Here is a 25,755-nt window from a genome sequence, read left to right on the forward strand (position 1 = left end):
CAAAACTCTTAATTTGATAATAAAATATTTTTAATAAATGGTCAAGAGTATTCTTACTTATGACACCATTTATCAGACCAATTATGCACTTCATTCATTATTGGTTTTAAATCTTCACCTTTTTTAGTTAAAGAATACTCAATTAGATTAGAATTATCAAAAGCTTTTCGTTTAACAATACTTTTACTTTCCAACTCTTTTAAACGCTCTGCTAGCATTCGATCACTGCATTTTTCAACTGCTTGAGACAAAGTTTTGAAACGCTGAGGACTATTATTTAATAAAGATTCAACAATTAGTCCATTCCATTTTTTACCAAGAATAGAAAAAGTTTGTTCGAACTTTGGACATACTTTACAATCTTCAGATGTCAATGGATAAACTACCTCCTTAATATCTTTTTCACTAAAGGTTTTTTCATTAAAGATTTACAATATTCACTCACAGCTTCATAATCGTCCACAAAAGAAACAATATAACTTTCCGCATATTTTGGTCGAGCTAAAGTAAAACCCCACATATGTTTCAAGATAATATCTTTTTCTTTTTCATTTAAACTAGTTATTTTTTCTGCATTTCTAACAGCTATTCTAGGATGCATAAAAGCATGGGAACCTAAGTTAAATTTAGTTTCACGCCAATCGTAATAAAATAAATCGTGTAATAATCCTGCTCTAGCTATAGATTTAACATCAAGATGCAACTTTTCAGCTATCTGATAACTAGCATATGAAACACTTATACAGTGCATCATTCTAGTAGAATTATGATGTTGAATATAATTATCCAATTTTTTAAATTGTTCATTAGATAGAATATCATCTACTAATGCTAAATATTTTGTGTCTAACTGCCAATTTTCTTTTTTCATAAAAAGAGGTTTCCCTTTCTAAAAATCAAATGTAACATTTTGTGTTTTATATAATAAACAAAAGAATACAAGATGCAAGTAATATTACTTACATAAACTAAACATTAATATTCCAGCAGCTACTGCTACATTTAATGATTCGGCGTTCCCTTTAATATGAATATATAAGTTATTGGTGGTTTTAGCCAATAGTGACTTTTGCATTCCATTACCTTCATTCCCCATTATTAAAGAAAAACAATCACTGGACTTGATACTATTATAATCAACAGCCTGTGGATTTAATTCACTACCATAAACCGGTATACTTAAATTATTACAAGTATCCACCCAACTATTAAGGTCATACTTAATAATTTTAATATGGAAATTACTACCCTGCATTGATCTTAATACTTTAGAATTAAATATGTCTGAAGTCCCATCTCCAAAAACAACCCCATTCATGCCAGCAGCATCAGCAGTTCTAATCATAGTACCAATATTTCCTGGATCTTGTACATTATCCAGTAATAGCCATTTACCATTAATAATTTCATTATCTATGATGCTATTAGTATGCGGTAATTTTACAATGGCAAATGCTCCTTGAGGCGTCTTAGTAGATCCCAATTTAAGAGCGATTTCTTCTGAAATAATGATTACTTCATATGCCTCAATATTTTGAATCTCATTATGGTGAAGTTTATATTGATTTTCAGTGAATAAAAGCGTTTCTACAGCTTGATCGTAATTTATCGCTTCTTTAATTAAATGCCAATTTTCTAGAATATAAAGGTTCATCTTATCTCTATATTTTTTAGTCTTCAACTTAGACCAGTTTTTGATGCGATCGTTTTTAGGTGACACAATCTTTTCCATACCGTGTTTATTCTCCCTATATGAATGATTTCATATTCCATATTCTATCACAATTTATTTAATTTTTAGGAGGAAAATAAATGTCTAAAGAATGTATAACAATAATTGCTCAAGGCAAAGTTCAAGGAGTTGGTTTTAGAGCAGCTATTCAAAACATTGCAAATAGCTTAGGAATAACTGGAAATGTTCAAAATTTAAACGATGGAAGCGTAAAAATAACTGCTCAAGGTAATGATAAGAAAATCCAGCAATTATTAAAACTAATAAAAAATAACCCTACGCCTTTTTGCAAGGTAACTAAATTATTAATTAATAGTAATGAAAAAAATCATAATTATTCTGATTTTAAAATTAAGATTTAAAAGCCAACTAAAAAATGTAGCTTTTTTCTGTTATTATTATAAGGTATATTATTTTAGGAAGGGTTTTATCTTAATGAAAAAAGTAAAAAAATTATACTCGTTAATTGCTATTGCAATGATAGCAGTAACGCTTTCAGGATGTGTAAGAGTTAATAGTGACGGTACTCCTAAAGAAGGATTTATTTATAACTATTTAGCATTACCGGCTGAACATATTTTAGATTTTATTGCTAAATTTGTAGGTGGGTACGGATGGGCATTAATTGTATTGACAGTAATTGTTAGATTAATTTTGTTACCAATTATGGTTAATCAAATGACTAAATCTACAAAAATGCAAGAAAAAATGAATTTAATTCGACCACAAATGAAAGAAATTCAAAAGCGTCAACAAAACGCTAAAACTCAAGAAGAAAGAATGCAAATCCAACAAGATATGATGGCTTTATATCGCGATAATGACGTTAACATGATGGGTGGAATTGGATGCTTACCATTACTTATTCAAACCCCTGTATTTATTGCTTTATATAATGCCATTAGATTTTCTCCGGAAGTATCTCATACCATATTTATGGGTATTCGTTTAGGAGATAAAAACATAACCTTGGCAATCCTTTCATTAATTGCATACCTAATTCAAGGTTTCTTAATGACTAAAGGAATGCCAGAAGAACAAAAGAAGCAAATGAAATTTATGATTTTATTAAATCCTATTGTTATTTTAATTGCAACTTTGCAATCTCCTGCAGGTTTAGGAATATACTTCTTTATCGGTGGAATATTCATTTGTATTCAAACTTTAATAATTAATATGTACAGACCTAAAATTAGAAGAGAAATTTTAGAACAAGCTAAAAAAAATCCTCCAAAAAAAGTGGTAAAAGAAGTTCATGAAAGTGATAAAAACAATGAGAGTCCAGAAATAGAAAAATCTGAAGACAATAAAAATAAAAATCGTCAAAGAAATTCTGGTAAACAAAATCGTAATGATTAAAATAATAAAAAAGCAATCAATAAAATTATTGATTGCTTTTTTTGTTTTGAATTCTCTCTTTATCTGCTTGAGACAATATCGGTAATGTAATTCTAAAAATAGATCCATGTCCAACTGAACTTTCAACAGAAAGATGACCATTGTAAGCTTCAATTAACCTTTTAGCAATAGATAGACCTAAACCATTACCACCCTGGTTTCGACTACGAGCCTTATCAACTCGATAAAATCGGTTAAATACTTTATTCATATTTTTGGGTGAAATTCCTTCACCAAAATCTTGAATAGCGATATCTACGTTCTTAGTACTTCTGGAAATTGAAATGTGTACTTCTTTACGCTTCGTAGAGTATTTAACTGCGTTATCTAAAAGTATTATTAATACTTGTTCTAAATGATTTCGATAAATCTGAACAAGGGTTTCTTTTTTTATGTCATTATCTAATGTAAACATAAAATCTGGATGTATCATTTTAAAGTCATTATATTCTTGAAATACCAAATCTTGTGCATCGGTAATTTTATCATTGTAATTAATTTCAACTTGTTCTGCACGAGATAAATCAAGCATTTCTTGAACTAAACTTTTCATACGATTAATTTCAGAAACCGAAGCATCAATCGATTCTTTCAAAATTTGTGGATCATCTTTACCCCATCGAGATAACATATTTAAATGTCCTTGAATTACAGCAACTGGTGTTCTTAATTCATGTGAAACATCTTCCACAAATTGCTGTTGTTGTTCAATATATCTTTGCATAGTATCTAACATATCATTAAACAAAGAAGCTAAATCAGTTAACTCATCATTACTATGCATTTTAGGAACTCTAACTTCATTTTCAGGAGAATCATTTATTCTGTTTATAGTTTTAGAAATGACGCTGATGGGTCTAAGCATGTATGCAGCTAAAATATAAGATAGTAACGCTGCTACAAACACACCTAACACTAAAATGAATAATAAAATAAACGTTAATTTTTTAGTGTAGTAATGATAATCGCCTAATTTATTTATAACTCTAATAGTCCCAATTCTTTTTCCATTTACTTTTGAAAAAACAGGTGTTTCACCTATCAATGAATTATCATTATTAAATTTATCCATAAATATATGTTCTCTATTTACATTACTAATCTTAGAATAGTTTTGAGGAACATAGCTAGAATAAAAAACAGGATTATTATCTTTGTCAAATACACTTATTATATTATTGTTTTTTGCCAAACTAGCAAAAACTGAATTTGAATAGGCACTTGAAACATTGCTGTCATTAGATTTTTCTTTAAGTTTATTATTTTCACTATTTTTAGCAGTTAAAACATCGTCTACCTTATATCCAACCAAAGGACGACTAAAATCCCCTAATTTATCTGAAATAGTACCCATCGTTTCGCTAATGTGCACTCTTTCTTGATGTATCAAGACATCTGAAAAACGATTATAAACTAAAAATGAAAAAATTGACAGCATTACAAAAACAATCAAAGAAGTCCCTGCAGACCATTTCCATTTTAATGATAGTCTTCTTTTATTGTGAAACATTTTAGAATTATCTATGCTACTTTCACTAAGGTTTTTAGTGTTTAATGAGTTCATGAACGCATCACGTACCCTGTACCACGAACAGTTTGAATATAACTCTTTTGATCTGGACGATCAATTTTATTTCTTAAATATCTAACGTAAACATCAACAACGTTGGTTTCAGCTTCTGAGTTATATCCCCATACTTTAGTTAATAAGACATCGCGACCTAATACAACGTTTACGTTTTCCATAAGTGTTAACAAAAGTTCGTATTCGCGTTTAGTTAAGTTAATAATATCGTCACCACGTCTAACAATACGACTTTCTTTTTCAACCGTAATATCCTTAAAATGGACTACTTTTTGGCTTTCTTTTTTCTCGTCGCCTTCTATCTCAATACGACGTAATAAGGCTCTAACTCTTGCTAATAATTCTTCGATAGCAAATGGTTTAACAATGTAGTCATCAGCACCATGATCAAAACCAGAAACTCTATCAATTACAGAATCTCTAGCAGTCATCATTATAATTGGAGTTGACTTCTTTTCTCTAAGTCTTCTAGCAACTTCCATTCCATTTAATTTAGGTAACATTAAATCTAGTAAAATAACATCATAATCATTTTCTATGGCTTCATCTAAACCATCGCGTCCATCAAGGCTAACGGTAACTTCATAACCTTCATGTTCTAATTCAAGTTCAACAAAACGCGCTAAACTCTTTTCATCTTCAATAATTAAAATACGACTCATTAGGTAAATACACCTCTATATATTATTCTTTTTTCAAATCAACAAATCATTTTACATTTTAGCATAATAATGCCATTAATAGTAGTTATCTCAGTTACATATTAAATTTTTTTGTGAATATTTTCACTTGATTTTACTTATAACATCTAATATAATGAAATTATAAATTAAAGAAAGAAGTTGTTAGTATGAAAGCTGCTGTAGTAAGAGATAACTCAGATGGTTATGTAGATATTAAAGATGTTGATTTAAGACCTTTAAAATATGGTGAAGCTCTTGTCGATGTAGAATATTGTGGACTTTGTCACACAGATTTACATGTTGCATCTGGAGACTTTGGAAAAGTTCCTGGCAGAATTATTGGACACGAAGGTGTAGGTCGTGTATCAAAAGTTGCTGAAGGAGTATCTAACTTAAAAGTTGGCGATCGAGTTTCTATCGCTTGGTTCTTTAAGGGTTGTGGACATTGTGAATATTGTTTAACTGGTCGTGAAACTTTATGTAGAAATGTTCAAAATGCTGGTTTTACAGTAGATGGTGCTATGGCCGAACAAGTAATTGTTGATGCAAATTACGCTGTTAAAGTACCCGAAAACTTAGATCCAATTGAAGCAACATCATTAACTTGTGCTGGAGTTACAACATACAAAGCTCTTAAAGTAGGAGATGCTCGCCCAGGACAATGGATTGAAATCGTTGGTGCTGGTGGATTGGGTAATATTGCCGTACAATTGGCTCACAACGTTTTTGGAGCTCATGTAGTTGCTGTAGATGGAAACGAACAAAAACTAGAAGCAGCTAAAAAGAATGGTGCAGAATTATTAATTGACCGTCATGATTCAGACGTTGCTGAACAAATCCAAGAAAAAGTTGGTGGAGTTCACAGTTCAATCGTTACTGCTGTTAATAAAGATGCTTTCACTACATCTGTTAATGCACTTCGTCCAGATGGAAAACTAGTTGCTGTTGCTCTACCTAAGGGTGATATGGCATTAAATATCGATAAAACTGTTCTTGATGGTATTCAAGTAGCAGGTTCATTGGTTGGTACTAGACAAGATTTAGCTGAAACATTCCAATTTGGTGCTGAAGGTAAAGTTAAACCAATCGTTAGAACTTGTAAATTAGATGAAATCAACGATGTTATTGATGAAATGAAACAAAACAAGATTGTTGGTCGTGTAGTAGTAGATTTCACTAAATAATCATTAGAAATTAAAAGCTAAATAAAAAAGGTTCAGAACCCATGGTGTTCTGAACCTTTTTTATTTAGCTTTTAAATTAGTTATTAACTTTAATAACTTGTTTACCATTGTAGAAGCCACAGTTTGGGCAAACTACGTGTGATTTACGTAACTCACCACAGTTTGGGCAAGCACTTAAACCTGGATTAGCTAATTTGATATGACCACGACGCATATTCTTTTTAGCTTTTGAAGTCTTTCTTGCTGGTACAGCCAATATAAAAACCCCCTTTTATAAAAAATATCCACTAGTGAAAAATTTTATAGCCTTACCAAAGAAAATCACTATTTAAAATAATCTTTCAATTTAGCAAGACGTGGATCAACAGTTTTATCTTCTGCCTTAGGATTGTTGTATTCTTGTTCAGAAATAACTTTCCAAAAACTTCCTTCAGGCATTTCTTTACCCTCTTCTTCTTGAGGAGAGAGAATATGCATTGGGATTTGTAAGATAATATTATCAGCAACTGATTTATCAAAATCAATTTTTTGATTTTCAATTAAAAATGCTACATCGCCTAATTCTTCATACTTTTTAAGATTGTATTCATCTTTAACATATACCTCGTTAATATTAAAATCTAAATCAACATTAACCGGGTCTAATGAACGTGAAGACGGAACAACCATCTTACCGGTAACTTTAGCATTAACAATCACATTACCGCTATCATAAAAAACATGTGCACTAACTGTTACTGGATCTACTGATAAAATATACTTAGGATATCTATCCAATAAATCTTTTTCCAAGTCAAGCTTTTCAGTAACTGAAAGCGGAGCATCTTGATAACTAGATAATTCATTTAATGACCATTTCATGTGTAGTCCCCCTAATGCAACGATGTTTATTATACATATTACAAATATGCTTGTCAAGGTGTTTACCTTGATAGCAAAATCACTTATAAATCAACGGAAATCGATATAAATCTTCATTTTCATTAGTAATTATGCCTGTCATAAATCCTGCTCGATATTCATATCTAAGTTCATTATTCAGGTTGCTTTTGTTTACTCTAGATATTATAGGAATATCGATAGATTTCTTAACTTGCTTTAAATATGATTTTCCTAAATTATTAAATCCTAATACCCTAATATATTCAAATATTGCATCATTTTGATAATTCAATAGGATGTAACAACATAATCTTTTTAACCTAGCATAAGTGTATCGCTTTGATTTTATTTTAGAAATAAATTCTTCAAAACTATTAGAAGCATTAATTTCTTTTTTTAATTTAAATTCTAAACCTTCATTCATCTGATATATTTGGCTTAATTCGTTTGTGGAAGACATTGATATCATGTACTTTAAGTATGGGAAAAATGAATCCCACGTAATTATTTCATCAAAATGAATGTTGTAATTCGGTAAAAATTTACTAAAATCATTATCATGCTTAAGTATGGCTGAACGAATTGCCGAAGCACTAGAAATGTCAGCTTTATAATTTAAATCACTATCGTGGTGATTGGCTCCCAAGCGTTTTACTGGATACAATTTCATTGGACATTCTAAAGCAGAATTAGAAATTGCATAATTCATCCCTAACACATCATTAGGACTAGAAATTCTTTTTCCCGTCTTAGAATACACATAGTCCCTAATAGACGCAGAATAAGGTGTGTTTGCATCTAAATAAGATTTAATATCTTGCTTAATTTTTTTAAAATGACTTAATTCATTAAAGTTTATTTGATTATTTTCACATCCAAAACTTAAATAAGAACATTTTAAATTACCCAAAATATTAACCGAATATTTAGCAAATAAGTCCGCCGGTTGAACTGCACACTGAAATGGCAATTCTATTACTAAATCAGCACCGTTGCGTATTGCTATATCAGTGCGTGTCCACTTATCAACTAATGCTGGTTCTCCTCTTTGAACCCAATTACCGCTCATAATCACTACAACTAAATCAGCACCAGTTAAACGTTTAGCTTCTTTTAGTTGGTATAAATGTCCATTATGAAATGGATTGTATTCAGATATTATTCCCACAGCTTTGAGCATCTATGACATCACCTTATCACAAACAAAAAACCAACGGTCAGTCTTATTATCTGGAGTTTTTTTACCAAAATCAGCTGACACTTTAATATTTTTGAAACCTACTTTTTTTAGTAGGTCTAAATAAACTTTTAGATCATAAGTTCTTTCATAATGAATTTCATTAAAAGAATCATAGGCTTCTATTTCTTCATTGTAAAAGAAAAAAGCTAAGTCATGTTCAACTGAATGTGGAGCATCACCAATGTAACTTGACCACATAAAAGCTCTTGATTCGTCATGATAGTTATACATGTATCCTGGATAATAAACATCTGTTTTATAAGGTGTAATTACGTCAAACAAGTATTTACCACCATTATTTAAATGCTTAAAGACATTAGTAAAAGCTGTTTCAATTTCTGATTCTGATTTTAAATAACATAAAGAATCATCAAAACAAGTAGCTACATCGTAATTATCAATAGTTGATAAATCCAACATATTACCCTCGATTAATGGTAAAGACAAGTTCATATCATTAGCGTGCTTACTAGCAATTGAAAGCATGTCATTTGATAAATCTAAGCCTGTAACATTATATCCCTGACTAATCAATAAACAATCTAATCTTCCATTTCCACAAGCAATATTAATAATGTTAGACGAAGTATCAACGTTATCTTTCACAAATTGTAGCCAATGATTATACATATTAGAATCAAAGAGCTCATCATAAAGCTGTGCAAAACTAGTGTAAATCATCTATTCTTCTATCCAATCACTTAAATCTACTGAATCGGCATCTGACCATAATTTTTCCAAGTTATAAAAGCTTCTTTCATCACTTTGAAATACATGTACAATTACTTCTCCTAAATCAATTAAAATCCATTTAGCAGTACTTTTACCTTCAACTTGTTTAATGTAAATATCTTTTTCTTCTACAGCATCAACAATTTCATCAGCAATAGATTTAACTTGACGATTAGATGTAGCATCCATTATTACAAAATAATCAGCCATTAAGCTAACTTCTTTAACATCTAAAGCAACAATATCATGTGCTCTTTTTTTATCAGCAGCTAATACTACTTCTTTTAAAATATCTTTACTATTCAATTTAATTTCTCCTTTATTATTTTAAATTAGAATTTACTACCCATTGATTGTAAGTGTCAATTGTTTTAGGATATACGTTTTTGTTATTTAAAATTAGGTATTCTAAAGTATGCTTAGTCTGATAAGCTACACCTAACTCCAAATTTTTATAAGTAATTTCTCTAGCTTCATCAACACCAGGAAAATCTCTGCCCATTTCTATATAGTCAGCCATATAAACAATTTGTTCTAATTTAGACATGTATTTAGCGCCTACTGTATGGTGTTTTACAGCATTCAATACATCAACATTTTGAATACCTAACTCATGTTGAACAAATAAAAATCCAACTTCTCCATGCCATATAGCATTGCCATAATTAAGTAAGTTACTGTCTAAATGGTATTTATGAATAGCGTTAATAAAATCATCATCTGGTCTTTGCTTAGCATAATCATGAACTAACCCACCTATACTAGCTAACTCAACGTCAACATCATTAAGTTTAGCTAGCTTAATTGCCATTTGTTCCACTCTTAAAACATGTTCAAATCTAGATTTTGTTAAAGCATTTTTTAAACGAATTACTAATTCTTCACGACTAAATGGAACAATATTTTGTGTGTAAACTATTGTATTATCGATAAATTGAATGCTCCTTTATATAACAATTAACTTTATCTGGAATTAAATATCTAACCGACTCATTACAACTAATTTTATTTCTAATCATAGTTGATGAAATATCTATATCAGGTAAATCTACCCAAATAACTGGATAATCACTTTCAGGAATATAGTTTTTTCGTTTAACTCCTACAAAGTGTACTAGTTGAAATAATTCATCAATTCGATGCCACTTAGGCAGATAATCTACCATATCTCCACCAATAATGAAATAATAATCATTATTAGGATTTTGATTGCACAAGTTAAGCATCGTATCATAGGTATAACTAGTACCCTTTCTATTTACCTCAGACAATTCCAATGCTAATTTATCATTATCCTGAATTGCTAATTTAATCATATCAACTCTTAAATTAGCATCTATAGCATATTTTTTATCTACATGTGGTGGAATATAATCCGGCATTAAATAAACCTGATCTAAATTTAAACTATCACAAACTTGATCAGCTATAAATAAGTGTTCATTGTGAATGGGATTAAATGTGCCACCAAATATACCAATTTTGTGTTTTACTTTATTATTTAAAGAAATCAAAATATCACCTTAAATATTTTTTACTTCTACAGAAACAGTTTGGTTGTCTTCATCATTAGAAGGTAAAAATAATAATAAAGTTTTACCTATTACTTGAACAACGTTAATATCACTTTTTGATTCCAAAAAGTTTTTTACATCATCAGTATCTACATCAGCATTTTGTTGAATATTAATTTTAATTAACTCTCTTTTTTGCAAAGCATCTAAAATTTGTTCTAACCAAATATCAGTTAATCCATTCTTACCAATTGATGATATAGGTTTCATACGATTAGCTTGTGATCTTAAATATCTCTTTTGTTTTCCTCTAAGTTTCATAAGTTCTCCTTAATTTGTTTTAAATCATTGATTTTCTAATTAAAACTGATACTCCTTTTGGAGCCCAACCTGCTATTACTACGTCTTCTGGCACGGTAATCCATCCAAGGCCTTCAATTACCAAATCACTTTTCTCAGTTGTTTTAAATTCATACCTAACTAATTTAGGGAAATCATCGATATATGAAGCGTCAGGTGGTGTAAGTAATTCTCCAAAATGCTTTTCATAAAAATTATCCGCATTAGCTAGCTTAGTACGATGAATTAATAAATTGTTTTCTACGTACACTGTGAAACCATGTTTTGCATTTCCTTGAACATAGTCAAATCTACCTACTCCACCAAAAAATAAAGTTTGTTCAGGATTCAACTGGTAAACTTTAGGCTTAATTTGCTTTTGTGGTTCAACAATTTTTAAATCTTTTCCCTTTAAATAGTGTGCCATTTGTTCTTTATGAATTATTCCAGGAGTATCAACTATTTTACTACCATCATCTAAGTTTATATTAATTTGATCTAGCGTTGTACCTGGAAATTTTGAAGTAGTAATTAACTCTTGAATTCCAGTATTTTGTCGAATAATTTGATTAATTAGTGTAGATTTACCTACATTGGTTACTCCTACAACGTAAACATCCTTACCCTGACGATAATCATCGATTTTTGATAATAATCCATCTACTGAGCGATTAGTTTTAGCAGAAACTAAAGCAACATCTATTGGACGAATCCCTTGCTCATTAGCACGTTGTCTCAACCAATCTTTTAGTTTTCTACGTTTAAGTGATTGTGGAAGTAAGTCTTCTTTATTACCAACTAACAAGACTTCATTATCACCCACAAAACGATGCAATCCTGGAATAACACTACCGTTAAAGTCAAAAATGTCTACAACATAAACAATTAGAGATTCAGAATCTCTAATTTTATTTAATAATTTCAAGAAATCATCATCAGTTAAACTCACTGGTGCAATTTCATTATAATGTCTTAATCTAAAACATCTTTGACAATAAATATCATTATCTAACTCTTGTGCTTTCTTTAAAGCTGAATTAGGTGTATAACCTAATTCATTTGGATTTTGGGTTTGAATAAAAGCACCGCAACCAATACATTGTAAGCTATCTTCTGCTTGATTATTATCGCTCATCAATATCCTCCTGCCATGTTAAATTATTGTATTTTTTTAATAATTTTGTCCATATTTTCTTTTCAATATAACGATTTAATTTTGTATTCCAAGCATCACTAGGTAATACTGGCTTTACAAGTACGCTTCTTACTTTTGCATTGTTAGAAGCAACTACATCAGTCAAAAGCTGATCACCAACCATTATAACTTGTTTATTATCTAAATTATACTTTTTTAAAGCTTTTATAATTCCAGAAGGTAATGGTTTATATGCCCTAGATATATAATCTATATTAAAGTGTTGCACAGCCTTACTTACTCTTTTATGGCTATTATTAGAAATAACAACTAACTGAATACCATGTTTATATAATGCATTAATCCAATTTTTTAACTGTGTAGTACCATAAGTATTATTCCAAGGAATTAAAGTGTTATCTAAATCAGTAAACACCGCTTTAATGCCCATTTGATTTAACTTTGATGGTGATATTTGATATATTGTTGGAATCATCCAAGTTGGTTTAAATTTAGATAACATCTTAAAAATCTCCTTATTATAAAATATTATGTATAACCGAAAAAATATTCGGCATATATATTAATAAAAAAACTCCCACCTACTTAAACTAAGTGGTGAAAGTTTAAAAAATTATTTTACAGCTTTCTTAGCTGCATCAGCTAATGAAGCAAATGCTTTTTCATCGTTAACTGCTAAATCAGCTAACATTTTACGGTTAACTTCAATGTTAGCAAGTTTTAAACCGTGCATTAATTTACTGTAGCTCAAACCATTCATACGTGCAGCGGCGTTGATACGAGCAATCCATAATCTTCTGAAGTTGCTCTTGTTTGCACGACGGTCACGGAAAGCATATTCGCGTGATTTCATTACTTGGTCTTTAGCAGTTTTGAAAAGACTGTGTTTACCTTCACGGTAACCTTTAGCTTGTTTTAAAACACGTTTACGACGTGCGTGAGTGACTGTTCCACCTTTTACTCGTGGCATATTAAATTCCTCCCGATATTAAAAAATATTATTTGTGTAATAAATGTGTGTATTTTTTAGTCATAGTAGCACCAGTCATGCTTGTACCACGTAATTGACGACGTTGTTTCTTGGTTTTACCATGAAAACGGTGACTAGTAAAAGCGTTTGCGCTCTTTAAACCACCTTTAGCAGTTTTTTTGAAACGTTTTGCTATAGCACGGTTTGTTTTAATCTTAGGCATTAGAAAATATCCTCCCTTTTTATAGTAAAAAAATTATTTTTTATCGCTTGAATTAGGTGCGAGCATTAAGAACATACTTCTACCGTCCATTTTTGCTCGTTGGGTAACATTAGCAACATCTGATGTAGAATCTGCCATTCTGTTTAGAACATCACGACCAATTTCTTTATGTGTGATGGCACGTCCTTTGAAACGGATAGATACTCTAACTTTTTCACCTTTGCTCAAGAACTTTTTAGCATTCTTAAGCTTAGTATTAAAATCATTTGTATCAATTGTAGGGCTAAGTCTTATTTCCTTAACACTAACAACCTTTTGTTTCTTTCTAGACATACGAGCCTTCTTTTGTTGTTCAAAACGGTATTTCCCATAATCTAATATCTTAGCTACGGGTGGTTTTGCCTTAGGAGCAACTACAACAAGATCTAAACTTGCATCTTCAGCCATCTTTAAAGCCTCAGCCGTTGATTTAACTCCTAATTGATCACCGTTTGCACCGATTAAACGAACTTCTCTAGCTCTAATTCCATCATTGACCATCATATCGTTTGCTATGGCAATTCACCTCCAAGTAATTAAAAGCAGAAAAAGAGCGGATACATAGATATATACCCGCTCTCATAACTCAAAAAATGAGTTTTCCATCCGAAATTTAGCCTAGCAATTATAATCACTGAGGCGAGAAGCGGGATGCTTCTGCTTTTATGTTAGTTTAATAATAACAATTTAAGCATAAATTGTCAATAACTATTTGTTTTTTCTTGAATAGTTACTAATATCTTCTTGAATAGCCTTAATAAAATCATCAATGGATAGTTCTGAACTATTGTCTTCACCATAGCGACGAACAGATACTTTATTTGATGACAATTCATCATCACCAACAACTAACGTGTATGGAACTTTGTTAGTTTGAGCATCTCTAATTAAATAACCCATTTTTTCATTACGACTATCAACACTAGATCTAATACCTAAAGCAGTTAATTTTTCATTAACTTTTTTAGCGTAATCACCATGTTTATCCATACTTACTGGAATAATTTTAACTTGATGTGGAGCTAACCATGTTGGGAAAGCACCTTTATAAACTTCGATTAAGTAAGCCACAAATCTTTCCATTGTAGAAACTAAACCACGATGAACCATAACTGGTCTATGTTCTTTACCATCTTCACCAACATAATGAAGGTCAAATCTTTCTGGTAACATAAAGTCTAATTGAATAGTAGATAATGTTTCTTCATTACCCATTGCAGTATATGTTTGAACATCTAGTTTTGGACCATAGAAAGCTGCTTCACCTTCTGCTTCTACATAATCTAAACCTAATTCATCCATCGCACCTTTTAACATTGATTGAGATTTATTCCACATTTCATCATCATCAAAATACTTTTCAGTATTCTTAGGATCACGATAACTTAATCTGAAATGATAATTTTCAATGTCAAAGTCTTTGTAAACTTCAACCATAAGATGAAGAATACGTTTAAATTCTTCCTTAATTTGTTCAATTGCTAAGAAAGTATGTCCATCATTTAAAGTCATTTCACGAACTCTTTGTAAACCAGACAATGCACCAGATTTTTCATATCTGTGCATCATACCTAATTCAGCAATACGCATAGGAAGTTCACGATATGAACGAATGTGATGTTTAAAGATTTGGATATGGCTAGGACAGTTCATTGGACGAAGTTCTAGTTGTTCACCATCACCCATGTCCATTGGAGGGAACATATCTTCACGATAATGAGCCCAGTGACCAGATGTTTTATAAGCATCAAGGTTCATTAAAACTGGAGTAATTACGTGTTGGTAACCATTAGCTAATTCCTTGTCAACAATATATCTTTCAATAACTCTTCTAACAGTAGCACCGTTTGGCATCCAGTATGCTAAACCTGCTCCAACTTTAGGATCGACAAAGAATAAGTCTAATTTATTTCCAATTACTCGATGATCTCTTTCTTTGGCTTCTTGACGACGTTTTAAATCATCTTCTAAATCTGCTTTTTTATAAAAAGCAGTTGCAAAAATTCTTTGAAGCATTGGATTAGAAGACTTACCTTCCCAATAAGCACCTGCAACTGATAATAATTTAAATTCTTTAACTAGTTTAGCAGATGGAAGTACAACGCCTTCACCTAGACTTAAGTAGTCACCAATTTGATAAAAAACTACTTTATCGTTTTCAACAAATTTGTTAACTAATTTTGCTTGATATGGATCTCCATCTACTTGTTTTAAGGCATCTTCTTTACTTAAAACTTTACGTTCAATGGAAACGTTGTCCTTAACCATTTTACGCATTTTATCTTCTAGAGGTTTAAGTTCGTCAGCACTAACTTGCGTATCTTTTTTATCAGTATCAACAAAGAATCCATCTTCATCAGAAGCACTTTCACCAAACTCAATTCCAACAAATTGATCAGCTAAAGCTGCTTTCAACAATTGTGAAGCAGTTTGTCTTAAAACTTGTAAACCTTCATCAGAATCTTTTGTAATGATTTCAATTTTACCACCATTAGGTAAAACTTCATTGATACCATACATTTTATCATTTACTTTTCCGGCTACAGCTTTTTTAGCTAAACTAACAGCTATGCTTTTAGCAACATCTTCAACTGTTAAACCTTGATCAAATTCTTTTACACTACCATCTGGAAATTCAAAAGAAATTTTAGACATATAAATTACCTCCTAAATAAAATAAAAAAGCCCTAGCACTATAAAATAGTACTAGGGACGTTATTAACGTGGTTCCACCCATATTTACTTACAATAGTTAAAAATATGTAAGCCTCATATTAAGCCAAAAACGGCATATATATTAAATATACTCAAGAAGTGGTAGCTTAAAGTTAACAATTAAGAAAACTTGCAGTTATTGTTTTCTCTCCCTGAAATGATAAACATTAAGTTTTGTCTTCCTTGGTTAATATTATCATCATTCTACAATAAAATGTCAAGGATGAAATCTAAATAATTATTGAGGTCTTCTATTAGAACCTGTCATCAAGTATTCTTTAGATAAAAAACGAATTCTTTGCATAATTCTTTTAGCTTTTAATGGTTCATCATCACCACGATTATTAACGCTCAAGTGTTCCGTTTCTAATTTATCCATTGAAAAATTAGAACTAAAAAAAGTAGGTAAGTGATTCTGCATACGCCATTCTAAAATTACTCCTAAAATATCATCTCTAACCCAAGAAGACATAGAGTCAGCCCCAATATCATCCAGCATTAAAATGGAAGCCCTTTTTATTGCATCTATTTTATCTGCAACATTATTATTACCAATCGAATTCTTCATTTCAACAGCAAAACTAGGAAAATGCAACATTGTTACATCTACTCCATTTTCAGCTAACTTATTAGCTATAGCACCTAAAAGATAGGTTTTACCAATTCCAAAGCTGCCATAGATATATAAGCCAGGAAGCCACTTATCCGTTTTATGATAATTTTTAATAAAATTAAGTGCTTGTTCTAAAACATTCATTCTTGAAGAAGATTCATCCATGTCAAAGTCATGTAGACTAGCATTATTTACATCTTTAGGCATCATAAGCGTTTTTATTCTTTTTTGTAATGCATGCTGCTTTCTAGCTTTAATGGTGGCTTCGGTGGGACAATAAGATATGTCTATCAGATGATTATTAATTTTTAATTCTGGTTCGTATCCCGGAATAGTACTTGCTTGACCGCTATTTATTTTGTTTTTTTCAGATACAAACTCATATAATTTTGATAAAGATTTAATAATTGCATCTTTGTCTAGACTATCATTATTTTTTTCTAAAAAATTTTTAACGTCATCATTATTTAAAACCTTATGAATAAGTTCTCGATAGCGGTCAGATCCACCATTTAATTCACTCATCATTTGCTTCATACTCTGGCTAACACTTTCCAAAAAAACACCACCTAACCAATTATTGATTATTGTCTAATTCTTCTAACTCTAATTCTAATTGACGTTTTTTATCCTTATCAATAGGCTTACTATCTTTATGTGGATTGTAATCGTCTCTTGCCCAGTCCGGTAAAGATTCTTTAATTTGTTTTCTATTATTATTTTTATTAAAACTTTTTTTATTAAATTTATTTTTTAGACTATCTTTACGATTACGAATATATTTAATAGCTTCAGCAGCATTACTAATATCATGTTTAGCCCAATCGTTAGCAATTGTGTCAACTAAACTTTTGTTTAAGCTGGCATGATCTTGATCCACTAAAATATGATAGGTAATCATATTAATGACTTCTTTAGGTAAAACCATTCGATGAACTAAATCACGTAAAGTTTTTTCTTCATTGGCAGAAATATATCCTTTATTAGCACCTTTCAACTTAATCAAAAAATCGATTGGCGAATAAAATGATGCCGACTTAACCAAGCTTTGTTCGGCCGCATTAAGTTTAATATCGTCACTCTTAGTAACTGTTTGAAAAGCATTGGCATTAGAATTATTGGCTCTTTCAAATTGTCTAGAAACCAAAAGTTTAAATTTATTAACATCCAAAATATTCGTGCTAATGTTTGTAGCTTTTTCAATCAATCTTGAAATACTAATTTCATCTATACCATACAATAAATGCTCAGATAAAATTAAATCATGACTTTTTTTAACACTATCTAAGTTAACATAGGATTGACCCAATATATCCAATAACAAGTTAAAGTCAAAATCCTTAACATCCCTAACAACTTGTTGTTTAGTATCGTTTTGATTAGAAAAATTAGCCCTTATTTTTTTAGTAACATTGGGAGTATTAGATAAGTCATTTTTTTTGACAACAAATACATCTAAAAAATTCTTAGAAATGTCTTTCATATTGTCATCATCATAAACTTTTTTGATTAGTTTAGTTCCTAAAGCATAGTATTGCTTTTCGCCAATAATTTGTAAAAGCGTTACACTTAATAAATCATCCTTAAAAAAGGCTCTTGCATTAAGTGGCGGAAATAATTTGTATACATATATTTTATTTAAGGATTCAGTTTCTTGAATATAAGTTTTTAATAAACCTGAACCTTCTAACTTAACTCTAGCATCGTAAAGCTGGGATAGATCAATGTTTAAAAGTGATAAAAGTTCAAAATTATTTTTGATTTGAAATTTATCATTATCAAACTCCATTCTCCATAAAATATTAAATAATGCATACGCAACGGGACCAATAATTGGCTGATATAACAAATCTAATGTTTTACGTTGCAAATCAGAAATGTATTCTGTAGCTGTAACAATAAACCCTGAATTAGGGTTTATATTTCTTAGTTCACTATCAACCATTATTTATCACGTTTCTTCTTATCTTTTTCTAGAACACCCTTTAGTTCATTATAAAAAACTGTCATATCTTTAAATTGTCGGTACACACTAGCAAATCTAATATAAGAAATTTCATCAATATCAGCTAATTCATTCATTACATATCTACCAATTAATTGACTAGAAACTTCGTTATCACCGGCGGAGCGTATTTTATTCTCTACATGATCAACAATTTTAGTCATTTCAATCATAGGAACCGGACGTTTTTCAGCTGATCTAATAATTCCCTTAAGAATTTTCTCGCGATTAAATTCTTCACGATTACCATTACTTTTTATAACTAAAAGTGGTGTTTCCTCAATTCTTTCAAAAGTAGTATATCGATAACCACAATTTTCACATTCTCTTCTTCTTCTAATTACTCTACCATTTTCAGTTGGCCTACTATCAATAACCTTAGAAGATTTTTTATGACAATGAGGACATTGCATTCGTTTCACCTCAACACATTTTATAATTTATTTAATATAAGCATTAACTTAGACCTAGTTTGTAAAACCGAACCATCACTATTGATAACAAAATCAGATAAAGTTTCTTTATAATCTAAAGGCCACTGCTTTTTCATAATTTCAACTGCATTACTTATGGATATTTGGTTACGTTCAGTTAATCTAGATAATTGATTTTCTGGAGAACAAGCAACTGTGATTATTTTGTCGCAATAAATCTGATAACCATTTTCAAATAATGTCGGTGCATCTAAAAATATTAACTGTGCATCGTTATTGCTAAAATCATTAATACGTTTTTGAACTTCTGTTCTAATAAACGGATCTATAATTCTGGTTAAAGTTTTTAAGTATGCAGAATTATTAAAAACTGTCTTAGCCAATTTTTTACGATTTAATTCACCATTAGGTAATAAATAATCTTTTCCAAAATAATCCATGATACTTTTTAAACCGTCACTATTTTTTGATTGCACCATGTGAGTAATTTTATCGGCATCAATAATTTCGTAGCCTAATTCTAACAAATACTTAGAAATAGTAGATTTCCCAGTAGCAATCCCACCAGTAATTCCTATAATCATTTTAGACATTATTTAGTTACCCTTAATTGACATTTAGGACAAAAATGAGTTCCACGTTGAGCAACAGTAATTTTCTCAATTTTAGTACCACATCTAAAACAAGGTTGTCCTTTTCTACCATAAACTTTAAGACTATCTTGAAATTGTCCCGCTTCTCCATAAGCATTAGAATAAGAGTGTACCGTAGTTCCATGGCCCTTAATAGCATCACTAATCTCTTTGATTATGTTCATTCTTAATGCTTTTATTTCATCATCAGTAACTAAAGAAGTCATGGTTTCAGGATGTATTTTACTCATCCACAACACTTCATCAACATAAATATTACCCAAGCCTGCTAAATGACTTTGATTTAACAAAAATGGTTTAATTTTACCTCTGGACTTATTCATTATAGTTTTTAAATATTCAAATGTAAGATCATTTTCGGTAGGCTCAGGTCCTAAAGTCCCTAGACCGGATAATGTATGTTCCTCACCATTATGAATAAGATACATACGACCAAACTTTCGACTATCATTATATCTTAATTCTCTGCCATCTGATAAATGAAATATAACATGTGTATGCTTACCAGGAGTAGTACCATCTGATTCTACATCATACTTACCTTCCATTCTAAGATGTGAAACTAATGTAATATCACCATTAAACCTAAATAATAAATATTTTCCTCTACGATCAATTTTTATTATTTTGCGCTTAGATAAGCATTTTTTAAATTTTTCTGGTGATACATTTATCATCTTAGGATAAATAATATCTACACTACTTACCTCGCTATTTTCTACTAAACTAGTTAAACCTCTTCTTACTGTTTCAACTTCTGGTAATTCTGGCATTTAAAAAACCTCGATTCTTTTTACTTAAGATCATACCAATTGTTTCCATAATGACTTTTAACCTTCAATGGAACATTTAGTTCCACTGCCGAATCCATAATAGAAGGTACTAATTTTTCCAATTTAGATATTTCCTCAACTGGAGCTTCAAATATAAGTTCATCATGAACTTGTAAAAGCATTTGTGCTTGCATGTTTTTAGTAGCTTTAGCCATATTTATCATTGCAATTTTAATAATATCGGCTGCGCTACCTTGAATAGGACTATTAATTGCAGTACGTTCAGCAAATGAACGTTGATGAAAGTTTTTAGAATTAATTTCTGGTATATATCTTCTTCGATGTGCAATCGTTTCAACATAACCGTTCTTCTTAGCATCTTCAACGGCATCATCCATATATTTTTTAACACCTGGATATTCAGCAAAATACTTATCAATGAAAGATTTAGCCTGGGCCCTAGATATACCTGTATTTTTAGCTAACCCAAAATCTGATATTCCATAAACAATCCCAAAATTAACCGCTTTGGCTTGTCTTCTAATATTAGGCGTTACCTCATCATTTGAGCTCAGTCCAAAAATTCTGCGTGCAGTAGAAGCATGGATATCATCATTATTCATAAATTCTTCTCGCATGTTCTTATCACCCGTTATAGATGCTAAAACTCTCAATTCAATTTGTGAATAATCAGATGAAAAAATTTTCCAACCCTCTTTATGTGGTACAAATGCTTTTCTTATTAATCGTCCTTCATTCGTACGAACTGGAATGTTTTGCAAATTAGGGTCTACTGATGATAATCTACCAGTTTGCGTTAAAGTTTGTAAATATCTAGTGTGAACTTTGTTATCACCAGAATTAACGACTTTTAAAATACCATCTACGTACGTAGATAATATTTTTGATAATTGACGATAATTTAAAATTTCCTGAACAATTGGGTATTCAGAAGCAAGTTGTTCTAACACATCTACTGCTGTGGAATATCCAGTCTTAGTTTTTTTAATCACTGGTAATCCCATCTTTTCAAACAAAACTACTCCAAGCTGTTTAGGTGAACCAATATTAAATTTTTCGTTAGCCATGTTGTATATAGATTGTTCAATTTCAGAAATACGCTCTTTTAGTTTACTACCCATATTTGATAAATATTCACTATTTACTGTAATCCCGTTAATTTCCATATCTGCTAAAACAAAAGTAACTGGAAGTTCAATCTTTTGATATAACGTTTTTTGGTTGTGTTGTTGCAATTTTTCAAAAAGTGGATTTTTAAGCTCATCAACTGCTTTAGCTTTTCTAACCAAATGTGATAAAAATACATTATCATCTTCAGGGATTGAGCGTTTGGCCCCTTTACCATAAACATCTTCATCAGAATTAATATCGTAATAATCATGCAAATTAGCTATTTTACCCAAATCATTACTATTATCATTAGTATCTAAAAGATAAGAAGCTATTAACATATCGAAATTAACGTGATTTAATTTAATTCCTAAACGATTAAGGCCCACATATGTTCTTTTAGCATCAAAAACGTTTTTAAGAATTTCGTCACTCTCTAAAATGTTGCTAATTAGATCGCTTTTCAAGAGTGTAGTATCACGACTAGCAAACCATTGATTACCTCTTCCAATTACAAATCCAACAATTGGTGCATTATGATAGTTATCTCCATCCATTTCTAAATAAAATGAGCATTCATTAAAGTTTATTTTTTCTAAATCTATTAAATTATCGGCGTTTAAAGTTACATAATCAACCGGCAACAACTTTCTTTCATCCTTTGAACTCATACTACTTAAAAATTTTCTAAAATTCATTTTCTTATAAAAGGCAATTAAATTATCAATTTGATCACCCAAATAAGGTATGTCGTTAACACTAATTTCTAGCGGAGCATCACGTTTAATCGTAGCTAGTTTTTTCCCTAATATGGCATTATGTTTTCCATCGATTAAATGTTCTTTCAGCTTTTTACCACTAATATCATCGATATTATCATATAAATTTTCTATGTTTCCATATTGATTAATTAATTTTAAAGCTGTCTTGGGTCCTACTTTTTCTACTCCTGGATAATTATCAGAATTATCTCCCTGCAAAGCTTTTACATCAATTATTTGTGAAGGAGTTATATTCATGTTCTTTTTTACATATTTGGCATCGTAATGAACTATATTAGAAGTACCCGTTTTAGAAATGCTAACTGTAACTAAGTCGGAACATAGTTGTGTTAAATCTCGATCTCCCGTTACAATAGTAGTTTCATAACCCTTATTTTCTGCCTGCTTTGATAAAGTACCAATAATATCATCAGCTTCATAGTTTTTTAGTTCGTAACTTTTAATTCCCCTAGCTGAAAGTAGTTCCTTAACTCCATCAAACTGTTCTATTAATTCATCAGGTGTTTTGTTTCTTCCACCCTTATAATCAGAATAAAGTTCGGTCCTAAATGTAATCTTACCAAAGTCAAAAGCTGCTAAAGCCATATCAGGTTGTACTTTATCCAACATCGTTTGAAGCATGTTGTTAAAACCATAAATTGCATTAGTATGTAAGCCATCACTATTAGTAAAACGGTCAATTGAACGGTAAAGAGCATAAAAAGCCTTATATAAAATACTATTACCATCAATTAAAAGTAATTTTTTATTTGCCATAAATATCTCCCTCAAAGCTTATTAATTATAATAATTTTAACATTTTTATCTATGTAATAAAAAAATGGTGTCATTAAACACCATTTTTAGATTAGTCTCTATTGTCTCCTAATCCAAACAACTGTAAAAGTTGTAAGAATAAGTTAACAAAGTCCAAGTATAATATTAAAGCTCCATTGATAGCTAGACCACTATCAGAAACTTGTCCATTATATTGATTATATAAATTTTTCATTTTTTGCGCATCATATGCTGTTAAAACTGTAAAAATTCCAACAAGCACTATTGATAATACAATTTCAAATAAACTAACTTTTAGAAAAATATTAATGATACTAACTATAACCACAGCAATTAAAGCTGAATAGGCTTGTGTTCCTAACTTATCTAGATTTTTTTTGGTAACCACACCAATAAAAGCCATGATAATGAAGTCAGCTGCAGCTGTAACGAAGGCTGAAAAAATTGTAGCCCCCGTGTAGGTTAAAACTATTCCTGAAAATATAACTCCCGTTAGCGATGCAAATATCATTAATTGAACAAACCCAACTAATGGATTTTTCAAAGAAGTTGATTGAATTGTCATTGAAAGGACAAACCAAACTATGAAAGCTAATATCGTTTGGATACCACTCAAAGTAACGTGATAAACACTACCTGTTATATAAGCAACTAATCCTGAAACTAAAACAGAAAGTGCCATCCAACCGTACATTTTGGTAAGAAATTTATTTAAACCAAAAGCATTATTAAATATTTTTCTATCGGTTGATGAATCATAATTGTTCATGCATGTTCCTCCTTGATTTACACTAATCTTATTAAGAAACATTTTATCAAAACAATAATAAAAGGCAAGCAATTAATTCAACTTATTGCTTAAATGACTCAATAAATCTTCATAAATTTTTTCATATTTTTGAATATCACCAGCACCCATAAAAATAACAACTGCATCATGATAATCTAGCAGTGGTGACATGTTTTCAGCTTCAATTAATCCACCATCTTTAACAATTTTGGCTTCTAAATCAGCACTAGATACTTTACCGGATTTTTCACGTGGAGAACCGTATATTTTAGTAATATAAACTTTATCAGCTTTATTTAAACTCTTAGCAAAATCATCTAAATAAGCAATTGTTCTACTAAATGTATGTGGTTGAAAAACAGCAATGATTTCTTTGTTAGGATATTCTTGTCTAGCTGCATCTAGAGTAGCATCGATTTCAGATGGATGATGAGCATAGTCGTCAATAATAGTCATATCAGCAACTTTTCTTTGAGCAAAACGACGTTTAACTCCTCTGAAAGTTTCTAGTTCGTGTCTAATTTCATCTAAGTTATCGTGTTCAAAATATGCTACTGCTATAACAGCTAAGGAATTTAATATATTATGTTCACCATACATGTGGATACTAAATTTACCTAAATCTTTGCCTCTATAAAGCACGTTAAATTCAGATCCAGTTGTACTTTTTTTAACATTAACAGCTCTAAAATCATCGTCTTCATTTACACCATAATAGTATATAGGAACATTAGCTTTTATTTTGCGTAAGTTTTCATCATCTCCCCATGCAAAAATACCTTTTTTAGTTTGATTAGCAAAAGTTTGAAAGGCATCTCTAACATCATCAATCCCTGTATAATAGTCAGGATGATCAAAATCAATATTAGTCATAATTGCATAATCAGGTTTGGTTGCAAGAAAATGACGACGATATTCATCGGCTTCATAAGCAAAGAATCTTGCATCAGGAACTCCCTTACCACTTCCATCACCAATCAAGTAATCAGTTGGAGCAATTCCAGATAATACATGAGCTAATAGTCCTGTAGTACTAGTTTTCCCATGCGCACCACAAACTCCAATACTAGTATGTCCTTCAATCATTTTACCTAAAAATTCATGATAACGATAAACTTTAAGTCCCATATCATGGGCTTTTTTAATTTCTGGATGATCATCTTTAAAAGCATTTCCAGCAATTACAATTAATCCATCATGAATATTTTTTTCATCAAATGGATAAATATCAATGTTAGCTTGTTCTAATCCACGTTGAGTAAAAGTATATTTTTCTATGTCTGATCCTTGAACCTTACATCCACGATCATTAAGAATCAAAGCCATTGCAGCCATTCCTGTACCTTTTATACCAACAAAATGGTAAACGTCATTTTTATTCATTATTTACATTTCCTTTCGGTAA

At 30.5% G+C, this 25,755-nt stretch carries 30 protein-coding genes and 2 other annotated features (1 of these 32 only partly in view); of the genes, 3 read left to right on the forward strand and 27 right to left on the reverse strand.

The genetic code is table 11. The annotated features are described in order from the left end of the window. Positions 1 to 12, reverse strand: a binding site (T-box leader); it reaches 197 nt to the left of the window's first position. Positions 13 to 53: 41 nt separating this feature from the next. The 3 genes from K5Q11_RS00360 to K5Q11_RS00370 all read right to left on the reverse strand — a co-directional run bounded on the left by K5Q11_RS00360 (position 54) and on the right by K5Q11_RS00370 (position 1,732). Then, a complete protein-coding gene (locus K5Q11_RS00360) occupies positions 54 to 374 on the reverse strand; it encodes a winged helix-turn-helix transcriptional regulator (protein ID WP_251067886.1) in 321 nt (106 codons plus the stop codon). A gap of 8 nt (positions 375 to 382) precedes the next feature. After that, complete coding sequence (locus K5Q11_RS00365; protein ID WP_220728050.1) at positions 383 to 871, reverse strand: HD domain-containing protein; 489 nt, start codon at positions 869 to 871, stop codon at positions 383 to 385. 84 nt (positions 872 to 955) lie between these two features. Next, the gene (locus K5Q11_RS00370; RefSeq protein WP_220750822.1) at positions 956 to 1,732 is read right to left on the reverse strand and encodes a TrmH family RNA methyltransferase; all 777 of its coding nucleotides are present in this window, start codon (positions 1,730 to 1,732) and stop codon (positions 956 to 958) included. 80 nt (positions 1,733 to 1,812) lie between these two features. Here K5Q11_RS00370 and K5Q11_RS00375 point away from each other — a divergent pair, with 80 nt between their 5' ends. Beyond that, the gene (locus tag K5Q11_RS00375) at positions 1,813 to 2,094 is read left to right on the forward strand and encodes an acylphosphatase (RefSeq protein ID WP_220750823.1); all 282 of its coding nucleotides are present in this window, start codon (positions 1,813 to 1,815) and stop codon (positions 2,092 to 2,094) included. Positions 2,095 to 2,167: 73 nt separating this feature from the next. After that, entirely contained in the window at positions 2,168 to 3,091 is a 924-nt protein-coding gene (gene yidC / locus K5Q11_RS00380) for a membrane protein insertase YidC (RefSeq protein WP_220750824.1), read from the forward strand. 25 nt (positions 3,092 to 3,116) lie between these two features. Here the strand turns inward: yidC and K5Q11_RS00385 are convergent, their stop codons facing one another. Further along, positions 3,117 to 4,694: a HAMP domain-containing sensor histidine kinase gene (locus K5Q11_RS00385; RefSeq protein WP_251067887.1), complete on the reverse strand. Its 1,578-nt coding sequence runs from the start codon at positions 4,692 to 4,694 to the stop codon at positions 3,117 to 3,119. Further along, entirely contained in the window at positions 4,691 to 5,377 is a 687-nt protein-coding gene (locus K5Q11_RS00390) for a response regulator transcription factor (protein WP_220728054.1), read from the reverse strand. The genes K5Q11_RS00385 and K5Q11_RS00390 overlap by 4 nt, the downstream gene beginning before the upstream one ends. Positions 5,378 to 5,565: 188 nt before the next feature. On the opposite strand from K5Q11_RS00390, the gene adhP reads away from it, so the two are divergent. Then, a complete protein-coding gene (gene adhP, locus K5Q11_RS00395; RefSeq protein WP_220750825.1) occupies positions 5,566 to 6,582 on the forward strand; it encodes an alcohol dehydrogenase AdhP in 1,017 nt (338 codons plus the stop codon). 76 nt (positions 6,583 to 6,658) lie between these two features. On the opposite strand, the gene rpmF is transcribed toward adhP, so the two are convergent. The 22 genes from rpmF to murC form a co-directional block, all read right to left on the reverse strand. Beyond that, positions 6,659 to 6,838 carry a 50S ribosomal protein L32 gene (gene rpmF, locus K5Q11_RS00400; RefSeq protein ID WP_054657201.1) on the reverse strand — a complete coding sequence of 60 codons (180 nt, stop codon included), beginning with the start codon at positions 6,836 to 6,838 and terminating at the stop codon, positions 6,659 to 6,661. A 68-nt stretch (positions 6,839 to 6,906) separates the two neighbouring features. Further along, a complete protein-coding gene (locus K5Q11_RS00405; protein WP_220728056.1) occupies positions 6,907 to 7,443 on the reverse strand; it encodes a DUF177 domain-containing protein in 537 nt (178 codons plus the stop codon). 79 nt (positions 7,444 to 7,522) lie between these two features. Then, positions 7,523 to 8,644 carry a nucleotidyltransferase gene (locus K5Q11_RS00410; protein ID WP_220750826.1) on the reverse strand — a complete coding sequence of 374 codons (1,122 nt, stop codon included), beginning with the start codon at positions 8,642 to 8,644 and terminating at the stop codon, positions 7,523 to 7,525. Next, positions 8,645 to 9,385 carry a class I SAM-dependent DNA methyltransferase gene (locus tag K5Q11_RS00415; protein WP_220750827.1) on the reverse strand — a complete coding sequence of 247 codons (741 nt, stop codon included), beginning with the start codon at positions 9,383 to 9,385 and terminating at the stop codon, positions 8,645 to 8,647. After that, entirely contained in the window at positions 9,386 to 9,742 is a 357-nt protein-coding gene (gene rsfS, locus K5Q11_RS00420; protein ID WP_220728059.1) for a ribosome silencing factor, read from the reverse strand. Between the two features lie 16 nt (positions 9,743 to 9,758). Next, positions 9,759 to 10,367: a bis(5'-nucleosyl)-tetraphosphatase (symmetrical) YqeK gene (gene yqeK / locus K5Q11_RS00425; protein ID WP_220750876.1), complete on the reverse strand. Its 609-nt coding sequence runs from the start codon at positions 10,365 to 10,367 to the stop codon at positions 9,759 to 9,761. Continuing rightward, entirely contained in the window at positions 10,360 to 10,950 is a 591-nt protein-coding gene (locus K5Q11_RS00430; RefSeq protein WP_251067888.1) for a nicotinate-nucleotide adenylyltransferase, read from the reverse strand. Before K5Q11_RS00430 ends, yqeK begins: the two co-directional genes overlap by 8 nt. Positions 10,951 to 10,959: 9 nt before the next feature. Continuing rightward, positions 10,960 to 11,271 carry a ribosome assembly RNA-binding protein YhbY gene (gene yhbY / locus K5Q11_RS00435; protein ID WP_220750828.1) on the reverse strand — a complete coding sequence of 104 codons (312 nt, stop codon included), beginning with the start codon at positions 11,269 to 11,271 and terminating at the stop codon, positions 10,960 to 10,962. A gap of 19 nt (positions 11,272 to 11,290) precedes the next feature. After that, complete coding sequence (gene yqeH / locus K5Q11_RS00440) at positions 11,291 to 12,424, reverse strand: ribosome biogenesis GTPase YqeH (protein WP_220750829.1); 1,134 nt, start codon at positions 12,422 to 12,424, stop codon at positions 11,291 to 11,293. Continuing rightward, a complete protein-coding gene (locus K5Q11_RS00445; RefSeq protein ID WP_220750830.1) occupies positions 12,414 to 12,947 on the reverse strand; it encodes a YqeG family HAD IIIA-type phosphatase in 534 nt (177 codons plus the stop codon). The genes yqeH and K5Q11_RS00445 overlap by 11 nt, the downstream gene beginning before the upstream one ends. 111 nt (positions 12,948 to 13,058) lie before the next feature. After that, positions 13,059 to 13,415, reverse strand: a complete 357-nt coding sequence (gene rplT / locus K5Q11_RS00450; RefSeq protein ID WP_220728063.1) for a 50S ribosomal protein L20 — start codon at positions 13,413 to 13,415, stop codon at positions 13,059 to 13,061. Between the two features lie 28 nt (positions 13,416 to 13,443). After that, entirely contained in the window at positions 13,444 to 13,638 is a 195-nt protein-coding gene (rpmI, locus tag K5Q11_RS00455; RefSeq protein ID WP_056966456.1) for a 50S ribosomal protein L35, read from the reverse strand. Between the two features lie 33 nt (positions 13,639 to 13,671). Beyond that, positions 13,672 to 14,181 carry a translation initiation factor IF-3 gene (gene infC / locus K5Q11_RS00460; protein WP_220750831.1) on the reverse strand — a complete coding sequence of 170 codons (510 nt, stop codon included), beginning with the start codon at positions 14,179 to 14,181 and terminating at the stop codon, positions 13,672 to 13,674. Positions 14,182 to 14,216: 35 nt separating this feature from the next. After that, positions 14,217 to 14,346: a sequence feature (ribosomal protein L20 leader region), on the reverse strand. 39 nt (positions 14,347 to 14,385) lie between these two features. After that, positions 14,386 to 16,332, reverse strand: coding sequence for a threonine--tRNA ligase (gene thrS, locus K5Q11_RS00465; protein ID WP_220750832.1), 1,947 nt, complete (start codon positions 16,330 to 16,332; stop codon positions 14,386 to 14,388). A 298-nt stretch (positions 16,333 to 16,630) separates the two neighbouring features. After that, entirely contained in the window at positions 16,631 to 17,563 is a 933-nt protein-coding gene (gene dnaI, locus K5Q11_RS00470) for a primosomal protein DnaI (RefSeq protein WP_220750833.1), read from the reverse strand. Between the two features lie 19 nt (positions 17,564 to 17,582). After that, on the reverse strand, positions 17,583 to 18,950 hold the full coding sequence (locus K5Q11_RS00475; protein WP_220750834.1) for a DnaD domain protein: 1,368 nt from the start codon (positions 18,948 to 18,950) through the stop codon (positions 17,583 to 17,585). Further along, the gene (nrdR, locus tag K5Q11_RS00480) at positions 18,950 to 19,423 is read right to left on the reverse strand and encodes a transcriptional regulator NrdR (RefSeq protein ID WP_220750877.1); all 474 of its coding nucleotides are present in this window, start codon (positions 19,421 to 19,423) and stop codon (positions 18,950 to 18,952) included. The genes K5Q11_RS00475 and nrdR overlap by 1 nt, the downstream gene beginning before the upstream one ends. Positions 19,424 to 19,443: 20 nt before the next feature. Beyond that, positions 19,444 to 20,037 carry a dephospho-CoA kinase gene (gene coaE, locus K5Q11_RS00485; RefSeq protein WP_220750835.1) on the reverse strand — a complete coding sequence of 198 codons (594 nt, stop codon included), beginning with the start codon at positions 20,035 to 20,037 and terminating at the stop codon, positions 19,444 to 19,446. Next, the gene (gene mutM, locus K5Q11_RS00490) at positions 20,037 to 20,870 is read right to left on the reverse strand and encodes a DNA-formamidopyrimidine glycosylase (RefSeq protein ID WP_220750836.1); all 834 of its coding nucleotides are present in this window, start codon (positions 20,868 to 20,870) and stop codon (positions 20,037 to 20,039) included. The genes coaE and mutM overlap by 1 nt, the downstream gene beginning before the upstream one ends. A gap of 20 nt (positions 20,871 to 20,890) precedes the next feature. Further along, on the reverse strand, positions 20,891 to 23,539 hold the full coding sequence (polA, locus tag K5Q11_RS00495) for a DNA polymerase I (protein WP_220750837.1): 2,649 nt from the start codon (positions 23,537 to 23,539) through the stop codon (positions 20,891 to 20,893). A gap of 91 nt (positions 23,540 to 23,630) precedes the next feature. Beyond that, positions 23,631 to 24,329, reverse strand: a complete 699-nt coding sequence (locus K5Q11_RS00500; protein ID WP_220750838.1) for a Bax inhibitor-1/YccA family protein — start codon at positions 24,327 to 24,329, stop codon at positions 23,631 to 23,633. Positions 24,330 to 24,401: 72 nt separating this feature from the next. After that, positions 24,402 to 25,733 carry a UDP-N-acetylmuramate--L-alanine ligase gene (murC, locus tag K5Q11_RS00505; protein WP_220728073.1) on the reverse strand — a complete coding sequence of 444 codons (1,332 nt, stop codon included), beginning with the start codon at positions 25,731 to 25,733 and terminating at the stop codon, positions 24,402 to 24,404. Positions 25,734 to 25,755: the final 22 nt, after the last annotated feature.

The organism is Apilactobacillus xinyiensis (genome assembly GCF_019656235.1).
Taxonomy (GTDB): Bacteria; Bacillota; Bacilli; order Lactobacillales; family Lactobacillaceae; genus Apilactobacillus; species Apilactobacillus xinyiensis.